At 66.1% G+C, this 16,687-nt stretch carries 17 protein-coding genes; 10 read left to right on the top strand and 7 right to left on the bottom strand.

Features of this window, described 5'->3' with window-relative positions:
• Nucleotide 1: 1 nt before the first annotated feature.
• The 3 genes from F3I62_RS14245 to F3I62_RS14255 all read right to left on the bottom strand — a co-directional run bounded on the left by F3I62_RS14245 (nt 2) and on the right by F3I62_RS14255 (nt 2,866).
• Nucleotides 2-448 (bottom strand): tripartite tricarboxylate transporter TctB family protein, encoded by a 447-nt coding sequence (locus F3I62_RS14245; RefSeq protein ID WP_160490300.1) that lies wholly within the window; start codon nt 446-448, stop codon nt 2-4.
• Nucleotides 449-596: 148 nt separating this feature from the next.
• Complete coding sequence (locus F3I62_RS14250) at nt 597-1,571, bottom strand: tripartite tricarboxylate transporter substrate binding protein (RefSeq protein WP_160490301.1); 975 nt, start codon at nt 1,569-1,571, stop codon at nt 597-599.
• A gap of 29 nt (nt 1,572-1,600) precedes the next feature.
• On the bottom strand, nt 1,601-2,866 hold the full coding sequence (locus F3I62_RS14255; protein ID WP_160490302.1) for an OprD family porin: 1,266 nt from the start codon (nt 2,864-2,866) through the stop codon (nt 1,601-1,603).
• A 206-nt stretch (nt 2,867-3,072) separates the two neighbouring features.
• Between F3I62_RS14255 and F3I62_RS14260 the strand changes: the two genes are divergently transcribed.
• Nucleotides 3,073-3,744: a response regulator gene (locus F3I62_RS14260; RefSeq protein ID WP_160490303.1), complete on the top strand. Its 672-nt coding sequence runs from the start codon at nt 3,073-3,075 to the stop codon at nt 3,742-3,744.
• Entirely contained in the window at nt 3,737-5,134 is a 1,398-nt protein-coding gene (locus F3I62_RS14265) for a sensor histidine kinase (RefSeq protein ID WP_160490304.1), read from the top strand. The genes F3I62_RS14260 and F3I62_RS14265 overlap by 8 nt, the downstream gene beginning before the upstream one ends.
• Here F3I62_RS14265 and F3I62_RS14270 read toward each other — a convergent pair whose 3' ends face one another.
• From F3I62_RS14270 to F3I62_RS14280, 3 genes are all read right to left on the bottom strand, one after another.
• Nucleotides 5,135-5,890 (bottom strand): ABC transporter substrate-binding protein, encoded by a 756-nt coding sequence (locus tag F3I62_RS14270; protein WP_160490305.1) that lies wholly within the window; start codon nt 5,888-5,890, stop codon nt 5,135-5,137.
• A gap of 141 nt (nt 5,891-6,031) precedes the next feature.
• The gene (locus tag F3I62_RS14275; protein WP_160490306.1) at nt 6,032-6,868 is read right to left on the bottom strand and encodes an HDOD domain-containing protein; all 837 of its coding nucleotides are present in this window, start codon (nt 6,866-6,868) and stop codon (nt 6,032-6,034) included.
• Nucleotides 6,869-6,976: 108 nt separating this feature from the next.
• On the bottom strand, nt 6,977-7,918 hold the full coding sequence (locus F3I62_RS14280) for a folate-binding protein YgfZ (RefSeq protein ID WP_160490307.1): 942 nt from the start codon (nt 7,916-7,918) through the stop codon (nt 6,977-6,979).
• A gap of 119 nt (nt 7,919-8,037) precedes the next feature.
• On the opposite strand from F3I62_RS14280, the gene F3I62_RS14285 reads away from it, so the two are divergent.
• Nucleotides 8,038-8,292 carry a succinate dehydrogenase assembly factor 2 gene (locus tag F3I62_RS14285; protein WP_160490308.1) on the top strand — a complete coding sequence of 85 codons (255 nt, stop codon included), beginning with the start codon at nt 8,038-8,040 and terminating at the stop codon, nt 8,290-8,292.
• Nucleotides 8,276-8,728 (top strand): protein YgfX, encoded by a 453-nt coding sequence (locus tag F3I62_RS14290; RefSeq protein WP_160490309.1) that lies wholly within the window; start codon nt 8,276-8,278, stop codon nt 8,726-8,728. The genes F3I62_RS14285 and F3I62_RS14290 overlap by 17 nt, the downstream gene beginning before the upstream one ends.
• Here F3I62_RS14290 and nadB read toward each other — a convergent pair.
• Entirely contained in the window at nt 8,697-10,313 is a 1,617-nt protein-coding gene (gene nadB, locus F3I62_RS14295; RefSeq protein WP_160490310.1) for an L-aspartate oxidase, read from the bottom strand. The two genes, F3I62_RS14290 and nadB, sit on opposite strands and share 32 nt — an antisense overlap.
• A gap of 355 nt (nt 10,314-10,668) precedes the next feature.
• Here nadB and rpoE point away from each other — a divergent pair, with 355 nt between their 5' ends.
• The 6 genes from rpoE (at nt 10,669) to lepA (ending at nt 16,682) form a co-directional block, all read left to right on the top strand.
• Nucleotides 10,669-11,250, top strand: a complete 582-nt coding sequence (rpoE, locus tag F3I62_RS14300) for an RNA polymerase sigma factor RpoE (protein ID WP_160080973.1) — start codon at nt 10,669-10,671, stop codon at nt 11,248-11,250.
• Between the two features lie 31 nt (nt 11,251-11,281).
• Nucleotides 11,282-11,869: a sigma-E factor negative regulatory protein gene (locus tag F3I62_RS14305; RefSeq protein ID WP_160490311.1), complete on the top strand. Its 588-nt coding sequence runs from the start codon at nt 11,282-11,284 to the stop codon at nt 11,867-11,869.
• An 8-nt stretch (nt 11,870-11,877) separates the two neighbouring features.
• Nucleotides 11,878-12,834 (top strand): MucB/RseB C-terminal domain-containing protein, encoded by a 957-nt coding sequence (locus tag F3I62_RS14310; protein WP_160490312.1) that lies wholly within the window; start codon nt 11,878-11,880, stop codon nt 12,832-12,834.
• Nucleotides 12,831-13,277: a SoxR reducing system RseC family protein gene (locus tag F3I62_RS14315; protein WP_160490313.1), complete on the top strand. Its 447-nt coding sequence runs from the start codon at nt 12,831-12,833 to the stop codon at nt 13,275-13,277. Before F3I62_RS14310 ends, F3I62_RS14315 begins: the two co-directional genes overlap by 4 nt.
• 32 nt (nt 13,278-13,309) lie before the next feature.
• On the top strand, nt 13,310-14,731 hold the full coding sequence (locus tag F3I62_RS14320; protein WP_160490314.1) for a DegQ family serine endoprotease: 1,422 nt from the start codon (nt 13,310-13,312) through the stop codon (nt 14,729-14,731).
• Between the two features lie 151 nt (nt 14,732-14,882).
• Entirely contained in the window at nt 14,883-16,682 is a 1,800-nt protein-coding gene (lepA, locus tag F3I62_RS14325) for a translation elongation factor 4 (protein WP_160490315.1), read from the top strand.
• Nucleotides 16,683-16,687: the final 5 nt, after the last annotated feature.

Genomic DNA, 16,687 nt, shown 5'->3' on the forward strand with positions numbered 1-16,687 from the left:
TTCAGCTCTCCACGAAGGCGGCGAACAGGCCGAGCGGCAGCGGCACGTCCAGCAAGTAATCGAACAGGCCGTAGAGCAGCACGCCCATCAGCAGGCCGCTGATGGCACAGGGCAGCAGGCGACCGTTGAACAGCAGGCCGAGGGCGAAACCGGCCAGGCCGGTGCTGATGACGAAGCCCAGCGGCTCGAACAGCAGGGCATAGGCCAGCAGGGCGCCGACACACAGGGCAACCTTGCGCGCCAGGACCATGGAGATCGGCAGGGTCGGCTCGCCGCTCGGCTTGCCCAGCAGCCACAGCGCGGCCACGGCCATCAGTGCCAGCAACAGCAGGGGGTAGGCGCGCGGGCCGACCGGGTCGTAGGAAAAGGGCGCCTGGAAGCCCCAGGCGACCACGGCGAGAAAGGCGCAGACGAGCAGCCACACCGCGGCGAACAGGCGGACGTACATGAGGAGTTCCTCGGGATAGGGGGAAGGGGGAAGCGTCGCGAGCGACGGAAAGGCAAGGCGGAAGGCGGCGAGGGGAGGGAGTTGGGTCAACCCAATGACCGAGCCGAGCCGCCTTCCAACACAGCCTTTCCTAGCGCAGCAGCTTCCCCTACTGGACCAGGCCGAATTCGCCGGCCAGCGCCTTGTAGTCCTGCACCTGCTTGAACACGTAGGCCTTGAGCTCGTCGCCGGTCATGTTCAGCGGGAACAGGTCACGCTGCTCGCGCAGCTTGGCGAACTCGGGGCTGGCCAGCAGGGTGTCGAACTGGCCTTTCCACCAGGCGAAGTCGGCATCGCTGACTTCCGGCCCCATGTAGAAGCCGCGGATCACCGGCCAGGTGATGTCGTAGCCCTGCTCCCGGGCGGTGGGGATGTTGCTCAGCTTGCCCGGCAGGCGCTGCTCGGAGAGCACGGCGATCACGCGGATCTTGTTCGCCGCCAGTTGCGGGGTGACTTCGCCGAGGCCGCTGGAGGTGACCTGGACATGGCCACCGAGCATGGCGGTGAGGGTCTCGCCGCCGCCCTCGAAGGCCACGTAGCGCAGTTTCTGCGGGTCGATGCCGGCCAGGCGGGCGAGCAGGGCGGTCTGCATCCAGTCCTGGCCGCCGATGGTGGCGCCGGCACCGAAGACGATGCTGCCCGGGTCCTTCTTCAGCGCCTCGACCAGGTCGGTGAGGGTCTGGTAGGGCGAGTCGGCGCGCACGCTGATGGCGCCGTAGTCGGTGCCGATGCCGGCCAGCCAGCGCACGGCGTTCTCGTCGTAGCGGCCGAACTTGCCCTGGGCCAGGTTGAGCAGGGAGCCGGAGGAGAAGGCGGTGATGGTGCCGGCGTCTTTCGGCCGTTGGGCCACCACCGCGTTGTAGGCCACCGCGCCGACGCCGCCGGGCATGTAGGTGACGCGCATCGGCGCCTGGAGCAGGCCGCCGTCGCGCAGGCCGCTCTGGGCCAGCTTGCAGGTCAGGTCGAAACCGCCGCCGGGCTTGGCCGGGGCGATGCATTCGGGGCGCTTGGGTTCGGCCAGCAACTGGCTGGACAGCAGCAGGCCGGAGGCGAGCAGGGCGACACGGGACAGGGCAGTCTTCATCTTGTTCTCCTGTGGAGTTTTATTGTGGCTTACCAGATCGGCAGGGAGTAGCCGACGATCACGCGGTTCTCGTCCGCATCGCGGGCGAAGCTGGAACGGAAGCTGGCATTGCGCAGGCGCACGTAGAGGTCCTTGAGCGGGCCGTTCTGCACCACGTACTTGAGCTCGATGTCGCGCTCCCACTCGCTGCCTTCCTCAGCGCTGCCGGCCACCGTGGCGTTGTCGCCGTGCACGTAGCGGGTGAGGAAGCTCAGGCCGGGCACGCCGAGGCGGGCGAAGTCGAAGTCGTAGCGCGCCTGCCAGGAACGCTCGTCGGCGTTGGCGAAGTCGTTGATCTGCACGAAGTTGACCAGGAACGGGTCGCTGCCATCGATGTAGGCGAAGCCGGTATCGCCGGACAGGTGCTGGTAACCCAGGCTCAGCTTGTGGCCGCTGTGGGCGTAGCCGAGCAGGCCGTTCCAGGCGTTGTTGTCGACCTGGCCGGCGTTGGCCGCGCCGCTGTCGTCGCTGATCGACAGGCGCAGGTCGGCGCTCAGGCTGCCGCCGCCCAGCGCCTGGCTGGCCAGCAGGCCGAGGAAGTGCTGGCGGTAGATGTCCTCGACGTCGGCATAGTAGTAGCGCCCGGTCAGGCCCTTGGCGAAGCTGTAGTCGAAGCCGGCCAGGTCCATGTGCTCGGCCGTCACGCCGCCGGTGAAGCGCTTGTTCTTGCTGTTGAGGATCAGGTCCTCGGAGTTGGTCGAGGCGCGGTCGATCACCTTGTCCAGGCGCCCGCCGGTGAAGGCCAGGCCCTCCAGCTCGGCGGAGGTCAGCAGGCCGCCCTCGAACACCTGCGGCAGCAGGCGGCTGTCGCTGGCCTTGACCACCGGCAGCTCGGGGATGTGCGAGCCGTAGCGGAACTCGCTCTCGGAGATTTTCACCTTGGCGGTCAGGCCCAGGCGGCCGAACTCATCCGGGGTGCCGCCGTCGTCCTGCACCGGCAGCAGGTCGGTGCCGGTGCGGCCACCGCCGGAGTCCAGCTTGACCCCGAGCATGCCGAGGGCGTCGAGGCCGACGCCGACCGTGCCTTCCGTATAGCCGGACTGGATGTCGAGGAGGAAGCCCTGGCCCCATTCCTCGCGCTTGTTCTGCCCGGTTCCCTCGCGGAAGTCGCGGTTCAGGTAGATGTTGGTGGTGGTCAGGCTGGCGCTGCTGTCGGCAACAAAGGCGGCATGGGCGGCAGGCGTCAGGCTGCAGGCGAGAAGGGCGAGGCTGAGGCGGCGGACAGGCGGCAGGGCCTGCCGGGGGGCAGTGCGCATATGTGGTCTCCGAATATTGTTTTTGTCACGCCGGCGCAACCACGCAGCCGGCGTTCTGTGGGTGGTTCTAGCCACCCTGAGCCGGATGCTAGGGCGCCAAGCTTTCGCCAGGCTTTCAGCGTGAAAGAAAGTTTTTGCGGCCTGCACAGCGCCTTCGCGCTGGTTACACTCGGCGCATAACTACAAGTTCCTGGAGTGTCATTACCGTGCGAATCCTGCTGGTCGAGGACCATCTGCCCCTGGCCGAAAGCGTGGCCCAGGCCCTGCGCGGCACCGGCTTGACCGTGGACGTGCTGCACGACGGCATCGCCGCCGAGCATGCCCTGGCCAGCGAGGACTATGCCCTGGCGGTGCTGGATGTCGGCCTGCCACGGCTGGACGGCTTCGAGGTGCTGGCGCGCCTGCGCGGGCGCGGCAAGACCCTGCCGGTGTTGATGCTGACCGCCCGTGGCGAGGTCAAGGACCGGGTGCACGGCCTCAACCTGGGCGCCGACGATTACCTGGCCAAGCCCTTCGAGCTGACCGAGCTGGAGGCGCGGGTCAAGGCCCTGCTGCGGCGCAGCGTGCTCGGCGGCGAGGCCCAGCAGCGCTGCGGGGCGCTGGTCTATGACCTGGGTACCCGACGTTTCAGCCTGCACGAGCAGCTGCTCAACCTGACCTCGCGCGAGCAGGCCGTGCTGGAGGCGCTGATCGCCCGGCCGGGACGGGTGATGAGCAAGGAACAGCTGGCCGACCAGGTGTTCGGCCTGGACGAGGAGGCCAGCGCCGACGCCATCGAGATCTACGTGCACCGCCTGCGCAAGAAGCTGGAGGGCGACAGCGTGCGCATCGTCACCTTCCGCGGCCTGGGTTATCTGCTGGAGGCGGTCGGTGGCTGAAAAACCTGCCGGCAGCCTGCGCGGCCGGCTGCTGCGGCGCCTCGCCGCGCTGCTGGCCATTCCGCTGCTGATCGGCAGCCTGAGCGCCTATTGGAACGGCCGCGAGGCGGCGGACGCGGCCTACGACCGCACCTTGCTGGCCTCGGCGCGGGCCATCGCCGACGGCCTGTACACCGAAGAGGGGCTGCTGCGTGCCGACGTGCCCTACGTGGCCCTGGATGTGTTCGCCTACGACAGCGAGGGGCGCATCTTCTATCAGGTCAGCGACCTGCAGGGGCGCCTGGTCTCGGGCTACGACGCCCTGCCGGCGCCACCGCCCGGAACCCCGCGCACCGACGATTACCCGGCCCTGGCACGCTTCTACGACGGCGAGTTCGCTGGCGTCGGCGTGCGCGTGGTCAGTCTGTTGCAGCCGGTCAGCGAGCCGGAGATGAACGGCATGGCGGAAATCCGCGTGGCCGAAACCGAGGGCGCGCGCGAGCGCATGGCCCGTGGCCTGCTGCTCGATACCCTGTGGCGCATGGGCCTGCTGGCGCTGGTCAGCCTGGCCCTGGTGTGGCTGGCGGTGAGCGCGGCCCTGCGCCCGCTGGAGCGCCTGCGCAGCGCGGTGGAGGAGCGCCAGCCGGACGACCTGCGGCCGCTGCCGCTGGTCGAGGCGCAGGATGAAATGCGTCCGCTGGTGGCCGCCCTCAACCACTTCACCGAGCGCCTGCGTGTGCAGTTCGAACGCCAGGCGCAGTTCATCGCCGATGCTTCCCACGAGCTGCGCACGCCGCTGGCGGCGCTCAAGGCGCGCATCGAGCTGGGCCTGCGCGAGCGCGAGCCGCAGCTGTGGCACAGCACCTTGGAAAAAGCCGCGCAGAGCACCGACCGCCTGACCCACCTGGCCAACCAGCTGCTGTCGCTGGCGCGCATCGAACGTGGCGCGCGGGCCATCGCCGAGGGCGGCGCCGAACGGGTCGAACTGAGCCTGCTGGTGCGTGAGCTGGCCATGGCCCTGGCGCCGCTGGCGCACCAGCGCGGCATCGCCCTGGCCCTGGAAGCCGAGGAGGGCGTGTTCATCCAAGGCGAGCCGACCCTGCTCAACGAGCTGGTCTACAACCTGGTGGACAACGCCCTGGCCCATACCCCGGCGGGCGGCAATGTGATTCTGCGGGTGCTGGCGCCGGCGCTGCTGGAGGTCGAGGACGACGGCCCGGGGATTCCAGCGGAGGAGCGGGAGAAGGTCTTCGAGCGTTTCTACCGGCGCAATCCGCAGGTCGGCGGTGCCGGGCTGGGGCTGGCGATCGTCGGCGAGATCTGCCGCGCCCATCTGGCGCAGATCAGCCTGGATGAAGGGCGTAGCGGTGGTCTGTTGGTGCGGGTGAGTTTCCCGGCGCCGCCGCTCTGATCAGTGGCTCAGGCTCAGCGGCTGCTGGATGTCCAGCAGGTACTGGGCAACCTTGCCGCTGGCGCGCAGCTGCTGCAGACCCCGGTTGAAGCGTTGCAGCATGGCCTCGTTGCCGGCCACCTTGCGCGACAGCAGCAGGTGCAGGCTGTCGCTGCGCAGCGGCACTGGGTGGAAGCTCAACTGGCGCCGTTCGGCGGCGCTGAAGTGGCTGTGCAGCAGGTCGAAGGCCACCACCTTGTCCATCGGGAAGACATCCAGGCGCCCGGCCAACACCATGCGCAGCCCCTGTTCCTCGCTGCTCAGGCGCTGCACCTGCAGCCGGCCGCTGTTTTCCGCCTGCTGGAAGGCCTGGCCGTAGTCGTAGTCGATGGCGCCGCCGATCCGCTTGCCTTGCAGGTCGTCGACCTGCTGCCAGTCGAAGGGCTGATCCTTGCGGTGGAACAGGTGGTAGCTGCTGTCCACCACCGGGTCGCTGATGTAGAAGGCGGCTTCGCGCTCGGGGCTGCGCAACCAGACGGCGGCGCCATCGCTCTTGCCGTGTTCGGCACTGCGCAGGGCGCGGGCCCAGGGATAGAACTCCCAGCGCACCTGGACGCCTTCGAGGGCGAAGGCTTCTTCGACGATGCGCGAGGCGACCCCGTGGTGAGGCAGGTTCTTGCCCAGGTAGGGGCTCCACTCGCCGTTGGTCAGGCGGATGGTGTCGGCCAGGGCGGTGCCGGCGAGAGTCAGGGCGAGCAGCAGGGCAAACAGACGCATCGGGTGCTTCCTTCTCCCAGATTGAACGGGGCAAGGTCATTCCATTGGACCTCGGCGGCTTGCGACCGCCGCTCCGCCGCTGCTGGCAGCGGCGGAGCTAGTTCATAGCGTAGAAGCAGATGGCGAATACGTCTGCTGCGATTACTGCAGCATGCTGGTGGCGGCTTCCATGGCCGCGGAGAGGTCTTCGTCGGCCTGCATGTCGACGTTCGGGTCGAGGCCGAGCTTGGCGAAGGCGGGGATCTTGCTCCAGTCCAGCTGGGTGTAGGGATGCTCGCTGCCCAGGTAGCTCTGCAGGGTGGCGACCTGGACGATGTCGACGTAGTCGACCTTGGCCGAGTTGCGGGTGAAGTCCAGGTGCTGGCCCGGCACCATGGCGATCGGCTCGGGGAATTCCCAGGAACGCAGGATCTTGTCGCCGATGATCGGGTGGATCTTCTCGATCACGTGGTTGAGGCTGATGGAGTCGGCCAGCAGCTCGTTGTGCTCTTCGGCGTAGGTCAGGATCGGTAGGATGCCGATCTGGTGCACCAGGCCGGCGAGGGTCGCCTGGTCGGGCATCAGGCGGGTGTAGTGTTTGCACAGAACGTGGCAGATGCCGGCGATTTCCGTGCTTTTGTTCCACACTTCACGCATCTTGCGGTCGACCACGTCGCTGGTGGCCTGGAACATCTGTTCCATGGCCAGGCCGGTGGCCAGGTTGCAGGTGTAGTTGATGCCGAGGCGGCTTACGGCCATCTGCAGGTCGGTGATTTCCTTGCTGGTGCGCAGCAGCGGGCTGTTGACCACCTTGATGATGCGCGCGGTCAGCGCGGCATCGTTGCCGATCACCTTGCTCAGGGCCGGGATGCTGATGTTCGGGTCTTCGGCGGCCTCGCGAACCTTCAGCGCTACCTCGGGTAGGGTCGGCAGCACCAGCTCATCGTTTTCGATGGCCTGGATCAGTTCCTGTTGGACTTTTTCGGCAAGCTTGCTCATCTCTGCTCTCGGATCACGCGACCGCTTCAGTGTAGTGCGGTCGGCTCATGGGTCAGGGTTACGCCGGGTTGTACCTTGTTTGCCCCGGCTTATGCATCCGTTTTCTAATCAGCGCTGGATCTCGCGGTCGCCGTCCAGTTCGTAGGGCAGGCTGAGTACCTGCAGTGGCGGGCCTTCGAGGCTGTCGAGGCGGATGCGGCCGTCCTGGGCGGCATCTTCCTGGAGCACGGCGAGCAGCTCGCCGCCACTGCCGTTGTGCGCGGCCAGGACCACTTCGCCGACGCTGGAGCCATGCACCGGCGAGAACAGTTCGGCGCCGATGGACGGAAGCGGGCCCGTGTCCAGGCTGAGACGATAGAGACGTCGCTTGAGCTTGCCGAGATACTGCATGCGCGCGACGATTTCCTGGCCGGTGTAGCAGCCCTTCTTGAAGCTCACGCCGCCCAAGGCCTGCAGGTTGATCATCTGCGGGATCAGCTGTTCGCGGGTGGCGCCGAAGACCTGGCCGATGCCGGCGCGCACTTGGCCCAGCAGCCAGTCGTTGAGCGGCGCTTCGCGCAGTTGCGCGGCCAGGCGCTTGTGCAGGGTCTCGGCCTGGTCGGCGGGGGCCCAGATTTCGGCGCGGCCATCGCTCAGGCGCAGGGCCAGCAGGCCGTTGTGGCGCACCACGGTATCCGCGGCTTGCGGCAGGTCGAGGCCCAGGCTGACCAGCGCGCCATCGCCGCCACTGAGACCGTAGCGCACCCAGGCGGCGGATTCGTCGCTCAGGGTCGATTTGGAGAACACCGCATATTTCTTCAGCTCGGCCAGTTGCGCCTCGAGCAGCTCGCTGGCCATGGCCAGCAGGTAGCCGTCGCCTTCACCGAGGATGCGGAAGCTCGACAGCATGCGCCCCTTGGGCGTGCAGCGGGCACCGAGGCTGCTGGTCTGCGCGTCGAGGTAGTTGAGGTTGCAGGTGACCTGGCCCTGGAGGAATTTACTGGCGTCGGCGCCGCGCACGGCGAGCAGGGCTTCGTGGTTCAGGGGGCAGAAAAAAGCGGAGTCGGCCATTGGCTGTCGCAGGTAGGGAAGACTGGGGCCTCATCATAGAGCCGACCCGCGCGCTTGTCAGCGGGTGCCGAGTGCGCCGCCGCTCGCTATACTGCGCACCTTCCCACAGGAGCCGCTGTATGGCCGACGCTACCGAACTGAATCGACTCTTCTGGCACAGCCGTCGCGGCATGCTGGAGCTGGATGTGCTGCTGGTGCCCTTCGTCAAGGAGGTGTACGCGACCCTGGATGCCGAGGATCAGGCGCGCTATCGCAAACTGCTGGAATGCGAGGATCAGGACATGTTCGGCTGGTTCATGCAGCGCGAAGAGCCGGAGGATGCCGACCTCAAGCGCATGGTGCGCATGATCCTGGATCGTGTCCAACCCAAGTAACGGCTTCGAATGCCACTGGCAGGCCTCGCGCCTGCTGCTGGCGAGCTATCTGCTGGCGCTGTTCCTGGCGCTGCTCACCTTGTGTCTCGTCGCCATTCCGGCCTGGGCGCTGACCCTGGGCGTGCTGTGTTGCCTGGCGCAGGCCGTCTGGGTGTTGCCGCGTCAGGTGCTGCTCGGTCACCCGTGCGCCTTCAGCGGGTTGCGCTTGGATGAGGATGGCTGGCAGCTGTACAGCCGGGCCAATGGCTGGCAGGCGGTGCAGTTGCGCCCGGACAGCCTGGCCTTGCCGCTGCTGGTGGTACTGCGCTTTCGCTTGGCTGGCGAGCGGCGCGTGCGCGGGTTGTGCATCCCGCGCGATGCCTTGTCGCGGGAGCAGCACCGACGTCTGCGGGTACGCCTGAAGTTCAGTCGCCGTAGATGGGCGGCAGCAGAATAGTGTCCTTGGCTTGCGGCAACTGTTCCGGGTAATCCAGGGTGTAGTGCAGGCCGCGGCTCTCATGACGCAGCATGGCCGAACGGATCATCAGCTCGGCGACCAGGGCCAGGTTGCGCAGCTCGATCAGGTCGCGGCTGACCTTGTAGTTGCTGTAGAACTCGTCGATCTCGCTGAGCAGCAGGCGCACGCGGTGCTGGGCGCGCTGCAGGCGCTTGTTGGTGCGCACGATGCCCACGTAGTCCCACATGAAGCGCCGCAGTTCGTCCCAGTTGTGCGCGATGATCACGTCCTCGTCCGAGTCGGTCACCTGGCTGGCGTCCCAGGTCGGCAGCTCGCTCGGCATCTCCACCTGGTCCAGTTGGGCGACTATGTCGGCGGCGGCCGAGCGGGCGTAGACGAAGCATTCCAGCAGCGAGTTGCTGGCCAGGCGGTTGGCGCCATGCAGGCCGGTGAAGCTGGTTTCGCCGATCGCATACAGGCCGGGTACGTCGGTGCGCCCGCTGCTGTCGATCAGCACGCCGCCGCAGGTGTAGTGCGCCGCCGGCACCACCGGGATGGGCTGGCGGGTGATGTCGATGCCGAACTGCAGGCAGCGCTCGTACACGGTGGGGAAGTGCGCCTTGATGAACTCGGCGGGCTTGTGGCTGATGTCCAGGTAGACGCAGTCTATCCCTAGGCGCTTCATCTCATGGTCGATGGCGCGGGCGACGATGTCGCGCGGGGCCAGCTCTTCGCGCGGGTCGAAGCGCGGCATGAAGCGCTCGCCATTGGGCAGCTTGAGCAGGGCGCCCTCGCCGCGCAGGGCCTCGGTGATCAGGAAGTTCTTGGCCTGGGGGTGATACAGGCAGGTCGGATGGAACTGGTTGAACTCCAGGTTGCCGACCCGGCAGCCGGCGCGCCAGGCCATGGCGATGCCATCGCCGCAGGCGCCGTCGGCATTGCTGGTGTACAGGTAGACCTTGGCCGCGCCGCCGGTGGCGAGGATGACGAAACGCGCGTGGCAGGTGTCGACTTCGCCGCTCTGGCGGTTCAGTACGTAGGCGCCGAGGCAGCGCTGGCCGGGGCGGCCGAGCTTGCGCTCGGTGATCAGGTCGACCGCCACACGCTGCTCCAACAGCTCGATGTTGGGGCGCTGGCGCGCCTGCTGCAGCAGGGTGTTGAAGATGGCGGCGCCGGTGGCGTCGGCGGCGTGGATGATGCGCCGATGGCTGTGGCCGCCCTCGCGGGTCAGGTGGAATTCGAAGCCGCCATCCTCGCGCTCGTGTTCATCGCCGCGGGTGAAGGGTACGCCTTGCGCGATCAGCCACTGGATGGCCTCCCGGCTATGCTCGACGGTGAAGCGCACGGCATCTTCGCGGCACAGGCCGCCACCGGCGTTGAGGGTGTCGGCGACATGGGACTCGACCGTGTCGGTGTCATCCAGTACGGCGGCAACCCCGCCCTGGGCCCAATAGGTCGAGCCATTGGCCAGCTCGCCCTTGCTCAGCACGGCGATGCGCAGGTGCTGCGGCAAGGTCAGGGCCAGGGTCAGGCCGGCTGCACCGCTGCCAATGATGAGTACGTCGTGCTGATGGTGTTGGCTCATCTACTGCTGATTCCGCGAAAGGGCGCCGCCTAGTATATAGAGGGGGTGGCCGGCACAATAGCGGCCTTATGACAGACTAAAATGATCGGGAACTTCTTTATACGTTCAGGTTCCATAGACTGTCACCCGTCACCATAGGTGCCGATCGATCCTGCCAGCAGGGCGGCGTCGATCAGGTAAAAAGATTATCCGGCAGCAGGGCCGCAGGCTCTGTTGCGTTGTTTCGTGCAAGCGTCTCGGGCGCTGCAGGAAGCCTGTTCGGAGGGGGAGAACTTTTGCGCAACGTCCGAGTCTATCTTGGCAGAACGACTTGCTGGCAGACGCAGAACTCCTTCGAACCCCACGAGGAGTATTCATGCTAACCCAGGAAGACGATCAGCAACTGGTCGAGCGGGTGCAGCGCGGCGACAAACGGGCTTTCGATCTGCTGGTGCTCAAGTACCAGCACAAGATTCTGGGGCTGGTCGTGCGCTTCGTGCACGACAGCCACGAGGCCCAGGATGTCGCGCAGGAGGCCTTTATCAAGGCCTATCGTGCGCTCGGCAATTTTCGCGGCGACAGTGCGTTTTATACCTGGCTGTACCGGATCGCCATCAATACGGCGAAGAATTACCTGGTTTCGCGCGGTCGCCGGCCGCCGGACAGTGATGTGAGTGCCGAGGATGCGGAGTTCTATGAGGGGGATCATGCACTCAAGGACATCGAATCGCCGGAGCGGCTGTTGCTGCGTGACGAGGTCGAAGCCACCGTGCATCGCACCATCCAGCAGTTGCCCGAGGATTTGCGCACGGCACTGACTCTGCGTGAGTTTGATGGGTTGAGTTACGAGGACATTGCCAATGTCATGCAATGTCCGGTGGGCACCGTGCGCTCGCGGATTTTCCGGGCGCGCGAGGCCATCGATAAGTCCCTGCAACCCCTGTTGCAGGAAGCCTGAGACAGCGGCGACAGCCGAGAGAGGAACCGCCATGAGTCGTGAAGCCCTGCAGGAATCGCTGTCCGCGGTGATGGATAACGAAGCGGATGAACTGGAACTGCGCCGGGTGCTGAGCGCCAGCGACGAGCCCGAGCTGCGCGCCACCTGGGCGCGTTATCAGGTCGCCCGTGCGGTGATGCACAAGGAGTTGCGCGAGCCGCGCCTGGATATCGCCGCCGCCGTCTCCGTCGCCCTGGCCGACGAGGCGCAGCCGGCCAAGGTCTCCCGCGCCCCGTGGCGCGGCCTGGGGCGCCTGGCGGTTGCCGCATCGGTGACGGTTGCCGTGCTGGCGGGCGTACGTTTCTACAATCAGGACGAGCTGGGTGGCGCGCAGCTGGCCCAACAGGGTGTGCAGCCCGCTCTGGCGATGCCGCAAGCCCAGGGCCCGGCAGTGTTGGCGGGCTATACGACGAGCAGCGAGCCGCTGGTGCAGGGTGTGCCGAAGGCGCAGCAGCCGGTTTCCGGCTGGCATGAGCAGCGTCTGCCCGCCTACCTGCGCCAGCATGCGCAGCAGGCGGCCGCCAATGGCGCTGATTCGGCTCTGCCGTATGCGCGTGCCGCCAGCCTGGAAAACCGCTGAGGAGGACCATGCGCGCCTTCCCGTTTCTCCTGTTGTTCGGCAGCTGGCTGGCGTTGCCGGTCCAGGCTGCCGATGCCCAGGACTGGCTGGGCCGTTTGGCCAAGGCTGAAGAGCAAAGCTTTCACGGTACCTTCGTTTACGAGCGCAACGGCAGCTTTTCCACCCATGCCATCTGGCATCGGGCCGAGGCGGGTGGCGGGGTGCGCGAGCGCCTGCTGCAGCTCGACGGCCCGGCGCAGGAGGTGCTGCGCGTCGACGGCCGTCCGCAGTGCGTGAGTGGTGCCCTGACCGACCAGCTCAGCGAGGTACAGTGGCCGGCTCGCGCGCTGGCTCCGGAGCAGCTGGCCAAGCGTTATGAGTTGCGTGTGCTGGGGCGCTCGCGGGTGGCTGGGCGCGCCGCCGTGGTGCTGGCGCTGAAGCCGCGCGATCAGCACCGCTATGCGGTCGAACTGCATCTGGATGAAGAAACGGCCGTACCGCTCAGGTCGTTGCTGCTGAGCGAGAAGGGTCAGCTGCTCGAGCGCTTCCAGTTCATCGAGCTGGATACCGTCGGCTCGGTGGCCGACGAGCAGCTGCAGCCCAGTGCGGCCTGCAAGGCGGTGAGTTTCGGCAAGGCCGACGAGCTTTCCGCGCAGGCCTGGCGGGCGGCCTGGCTGCCGCCGGGGTTCGAGTTGCAGCAGGCTCTGCGGCGCCGCAGCCCGGCCTCTGCGGAGCCGGTGGCTTGCCTGATGTATGACGATGGTCTGGCGCGCTTCTCGGTCTTTCTCGAGCCGTTGCGTGGTGCTGCAGTGGAGGATGCGCGCAGCCAGTTGGGGCCGACTGCCGTGGTGTCCCGGCGCATGGCGACGGCGGATGGCGATGTGATGGTGACGGTGGTTGGCGAGATCCCGCTGGGTACCGCCGAGCGGGTGGCCCTGTCCATGCAGGCGCTGCAACCCCCTACGACGGGGGCGGTGGCGCAATGATCGAGGAGCGCGGGCGTGTCGTGGCGCTCGAGTCGGGGGCTGTCTGGGTCGAGACCTTGCGCAAGAGCACCTGCTCCAGTTGCTCGGCCAATGCCGGTTGTGGCCAGGGCCTGATGGACAAGCTGGGCGTTGGTCGTAGCCGGGGCCTGGTGCGCGCCCTCTGCGATCTGCAGGTGCAGGTGGGTGATGCCGTGGTGATCGGTGTGCGCGAGGATCTGCTGGTGCGTGGCGCCCTGCTGGTCTATCTGCTGCCGCTGGTATGCCTGTTTGCCGCCGCCCTGCTGGCGCAGGCGTTGGGCTTGGCCGAACCACTGGTGATCCTGCTGGGCCTGGCCGGGTTGTTCGCGGGCTGGCTCGTGGTGCGTTGGCGCAGTCGTCAAACGGCGGCCGACCCGGCGCTGCAGCCGGTAGTGCTGCGTGCCATGCTGGTCAGTGCGTGCTGAATACTCATTTCTGTGGATGGGAGCTGTCGTCGATGCTTAGCCTGAAATCCTCCGTGTCCGGTCTGTTTGCCCTGCTGTTGCTGGGGCAGGTGGCTGTGGCGCAGGCGCAATTGCCAGAGTTCACCGAGTTGGTCGAGTCGGCCTCGCCGGCCGTGGTCAACATCAGCACGCGGCAGAACGTGCCGCAGCGCAATGCCGCGATCCAGGGGCAGATGCCCGATCTGGAAGGCCTGCCGCCGGAGTTTCGCCAGTTCTTCGAGCGCAATCTGCCGCAGGTGCCGCGCAATCCGAACGGTCGCCAGCGCGAGGCGCAATCGCTGGGCTCCGGCTTCATCATCTCGGGCGATGGCTATGTGCTGACCAATAACCATGTAGTGGCCGACGCCGACGAGATCATCGTGCGTTTGTCCGACCGCAGCGAGCTGGAGGCCAAGCTGGTCGGGGCCGACCCGCGTACCGACGTGGCGCTGCTCAAGGTCGAGGGCAAGGGGCTGCCGACCGTCAAACTGGGCAAATCCGACGACCTGAAGGTCGGGGCCTGGGTGCTGGCCATCGGCTCGCCCTTCGGTTTTGACCACTCCGTCACTGCAGGCATCGTCAGCGCCAAGGGGCGCAGCCTGCCGAACGAGAACTATGTGCCGTTCATCCAGACCGACGTGGCGATCAATCCGGGCAACTCGGGTGGCCCGCTGTTCAACCTGGATGGCGAGGTGGTGGGCATCAACTCGCAGATATTCACCCGCTCCGGTGGTTTCATGGGGCTCTCCTTCGCGATCCCGATCGACGTGGCGCTGGCCGTGGCCGATCAGCTGAAGACGGAAGGCAAGGTCAGTCGTGGCTGGTTGGGGGTGGTGATCCAGGAAGTGAACAAGGACCTGGCGGAGTCCTTCGGGCTGGATAAACCGGCCGGGGCGCTGGTGGCCCAGGTGTTGGAAGGTGGGCCGGCCGCCAAGGGTGGGCTGCAGGTGGGCGATGTCATCCTCGGTATGAACGATCAGCCGATCATCATGTCTGCCGACCTGCCGCACCTGGTCGGTGGTCTCAAGCCTGGCAGCACGATCGAGCTGGATGTGGTGCGCGAGGGCGAGCGCAAGCGCCTGTCGATGAGTGTCGGGGCGCTGCCGGAAGAGGGTGACGAGGTGGCGATCAATGCCGAGGCCGGTGTCGAGCGCAGCAGCAATCGCCTCGGGGTTTCCGTGGTCGAGCTGACCGATGAGCAGAAGAAGGCGCTCGATCTGCGTGGTGGCGTGGTGATCAAGGAGGTGCAGAATGGTCCGGCGGCACTGATCGGTCTGCGTCCCGGTGACGTGATCACCCATCTGAACAATCAGGCCATCGACTCGGCCAAGACCTTCGCCCAGGTCGCCAAGGCGCTGCCGGTCAATCGTTCGGTGTCCATGCGTGTGCTGCGCCAGGGACGCGCCAGTTTCATTACCTTCAAACTGGCCGAGTAGCGCGGCTTGCCTCACCAGGAGGGCGGTTTCTACCGCCCTTTTTTGTGCGCGCCGCCTACTGCCCAGGCGTGACGCCATGGCTGGCAGTCGGGTAGAATGCTCGGCTATTTTCGGCGGGCAGCCTGCCTGCGGCTTTTTCGAGTGTTGATCCGTGAGTGACCTGAGTCATATCCGCAATTTTTCCATCATCGCCCACATCGACCATGGCAAGTCGACCCTGGCCGACCGCTTCATTCAGATGTGTGGTGGCCTGTCCGAGCGCGAAATGGAAGCCCAGGTGCTGGATTCCATGGATCTGGAGCGCGAGCGCGGCATCACCATCAAGGCGCACAGCGTGACCCTGCACTACAAGGCGCGGGACGGTAAGACCTACCAACTCAACTTCATCGATACCCCCGGGCACGTCGACTTCACCTACGAAGTCAGCCGCTCGCTGGCGGCCTGCGAAGGCGCGCTGCTGGTGGTGGATGCCGGTCAGGGGGTGGAAGCCCAGTCGGTTGCCAACTGCTACACGGCCATCGAGCAGGGCCTCGAAGTCATGCCGGTGCTGAACAAGATGGACCTGCCGCAGGCCGATCCGGACAAGGTCAAGGAAGAGATCGAACACATCATCGGCATCGATGCCACCGACGCCGTGGCCTGCAGTGCCAAGAGCGGCATGGGCGTGGATGAGGTGCTGGAGCGCCTGGTCGCGGTGATTCCGCCGCCGACCGGCGATATCGAGGCGCCGCTGCAGGCGCTGATCATCGACTCCTGGTTCGACAACTACCTGGGTGTGGTCTCGCTGGTGCGCGTGCGCCACGGCCGCATCAAGAAGGGCGACAAGGTGCTGGTCAAGTCCACCGGCAAGGTCCATCAGGTCGACAGCGTCGGCGTGTTCACGCCCAAGCACACGGCTACCGAGGATCTCAAGGCGGGCGAGGTGGGCTTCATCATCGCCGGCATCAAGGACATTCACGGTGCACCGGTGGGTGACACCCTGACCCTGTCGAGCACTCCCGATGTCGACATGCTGCCGGGCTTCAAGCGGGTCAAGCCGCAGGTCTACGCCGGCCTGTTCCCGGTCAGCTCGGACGATTTCGAAGACTTCCGCGAAGCGCTGCAGAAGCTGACGCTGAACGACGCGGCGCTGCAGTACGAGCCGGAAAGCTCCGAGGCCCTGGGCTTCGGTTTCCGCATCGGCTTCCTCGGCATGCTGCACATGGAGATCATCCAGGAGCGCCTGGAGCGCGAATACGACCTGGACCTGATCACCACCGCGCCGACCGTGGTTTTCGAAGTGGTGATGAAGAACGGCGAGACGATCTACGTCGATAACCCGTCGAAACTGCCGGATCTGGCGTCGGTCGAGGATATGCGCGAGCCCATCGTGCGGGCCACCATCCTGGTGCCGCAGGAGCACCTGGGCAACGTCATCACTCTGTGCATCGAGAAGCGCGGCGTGCAGCGTGACATGCAGTTCCTCAGCAGCCAGGTGCAGGTCTGCTATGACTTGCCGATGAACGAGGTGGTGCTGGACTTCTTCGATCGCCTGAAGTCGGTCAGCCGCGGTTACGCCTCGCTGGACTACAGTTTCGATCGTTTCGAGAGCGCCAATCTGGTCAAGCTGGATGTGCTGATCAATGGCGAGAAGGTCGATGCCCTGGCGCTTATCGTGCATCGCGATAAGGCCCACTACAAAGGCCGTGCGCTGACCGAGAAGATGAAAGAGCTGATTCCTCGGCAGATGTTCGACGTAGCCATCCAGGCCGCCATCGGTGGCCAGATCGTTGCGCGGACAACCGTCAAGGCGCTGCGCAAGAACGTGCTGGCCAAATGCTACGGTGGTGACGTGAGCCGTAAGAAAAAACTGCTGGAGAAGCAGAAGGCCGGTAAGAAACGCATGAAGCAGGTCGGCAGCGTGGAGATTCCCCAGGAAGCCTTCCTTGCCGTGCTCAAAGTGGATAGCTGATAGCC

The sequence above is a fragment of the Pseudomonas sp. R-28-1W-6 genome, assembly GCF_009799925.1.
Taxonomy (GTDB): Bacteria; Pseudomonadota; Gammaproteobacteria; order Pseudomonadales; family Pseudomonadaceae; genus Aquipseudomonas.

Coding starts and splice junctions, on each gene's coding strand:
- F3I62_RS14245 (WP_160490300.1), bottom strand. CDS start 448: ATGTACGTCCGCCTGTTCGCCGCGGTGTGGCTGCTCGTCTGCGCCTTT.
- F3I62_RS14250 (WP_160490301.1), bottom strand. CDS start 1,571: ATGAAGACTGCCCTGTCCCGTGTCGCCCTGCTCGCCTCCGGCCTGCTG.
- F3I62_RS14255 (WP_160490302.1), bottom strand. CDS start 2,866: ATGCGCACTGCCCCCCGGCAGGCCCTGCCGCCTGTCCGCCGCCTCAGC.
- F3I62_RS14270 (WP_160490305.1), bottom strand. CDS start 5,890: ATGCGTCTGTTTGCCCTGCTGCTCGCCCTGACTCTCGCCGGCACCGCC.
- F3I62_RS14275 (WP_160490306.1), bottom strand. CDS start 6,868: ATGAGCAAGCTTGCCGAAAAAGTCCAACAGGAACTGATCCAGGCCATC.
- F3I62_RS14280 (WP_160490307.1), bottom strand. CDS start 7,918: ATGGCCGACTCCGCTTTTTTCTGCCCCCTGAACCACGAAGCCCTGCTC.
- F3I62_RS14285 (WP_160490308.1), top strand. CDS start 8,038: ATGGCCGACGCTACCGAACTGAATCGACTCTTCTGGCACAGCCGTCGC.
- nadB (WP_160490310.1), bottom strand. CDS start 10,313: ATGAGCCAACACCATCAGCACGACGTACTCATCATTGGCAGCGGTGCA.
- rpoE (WP_160080973.1), top strand. CDS start 10,669: ATGCTAACCCAGGAAGACGATCAGCAACTGGTCGAGCGGGTGCAGCGC.
- F3I62_RS14305 (WP_160490311.1), top strand. CDS start 11,282: ATGAGTCGTGAAGCCCTGCAGGAATCGCTGTCCGCGGTGATGGATAAC.
- F3I62_RS14310 (WP_160490312.1), top strand. CDS start 11,878: ATGCGCGCCTTCCCGTTTCTCCTGTTGTTCGGCAGCTGGCTGGCGTTG.
- F3I62_RS14315 (WP_160490313.1), top strand. CDS start 12,831: ATGATCGAGGAGCGCGGGCGTGTCGTGGCGCTCGAGTCGGGGGCTGTC.
- F3I62_RS14320 (WP_160490314.1), top strand. CDS start 13,310: ATGCTTAGCCTGAAATCCTCCGTGTCCGGTCTGTTTGCCCTGCTGTTG.